Here is a 288-nt window from a genome sequence, read left to right on the forward strand (position 1 = left end):
CTTCATTTGTAGCCTGCAATATTGAGCCCGGCAAGCACGAAACTTCTGATTCCAAAACCGTATCGCAACTCGATACGGTTTGGAAAGAAGTGGCCCCGTTTAAAAAGAAACACGACATTTTAGATAGCGATACCGTATTGATAGGCACCAGTGATTCTATGATGCAAAAATACACTGCCAGTCTTGAAAAACTGGATGGCATTATTCACAGGATAGCAGGAAAGGTTAAGCACTACGACAAGCAGCCTATTTACTGGGTGGAAGTTGACAGACAGGGCACTCAAATGC

1 protein-coding gene is annotated in these 288 nt (G+C 43.8%); it reads left to right on the forward strand.

The genetic code is table 11. The features are described 5' to 3' along the window. Window positions 1-288: hypothetical protein (locus tag W7W_RS22620; RefSeq protein WP_010665596.1), on the forward strand; the 288-nt coding region annotated here is incomplete at both ends.

The sequence above is a fragment of the Marinilabilia salmonicolor JCM 21150 genome (assembly GCF_000259075.1).
GTDB classification, from domain to species: domain Bacteria; phylum Bacteroidota; class Bacteroidia; order Bacteroidales; family Marinilabiliaceae; genus Marinilabilia; species Marinilabilia salmonicolor.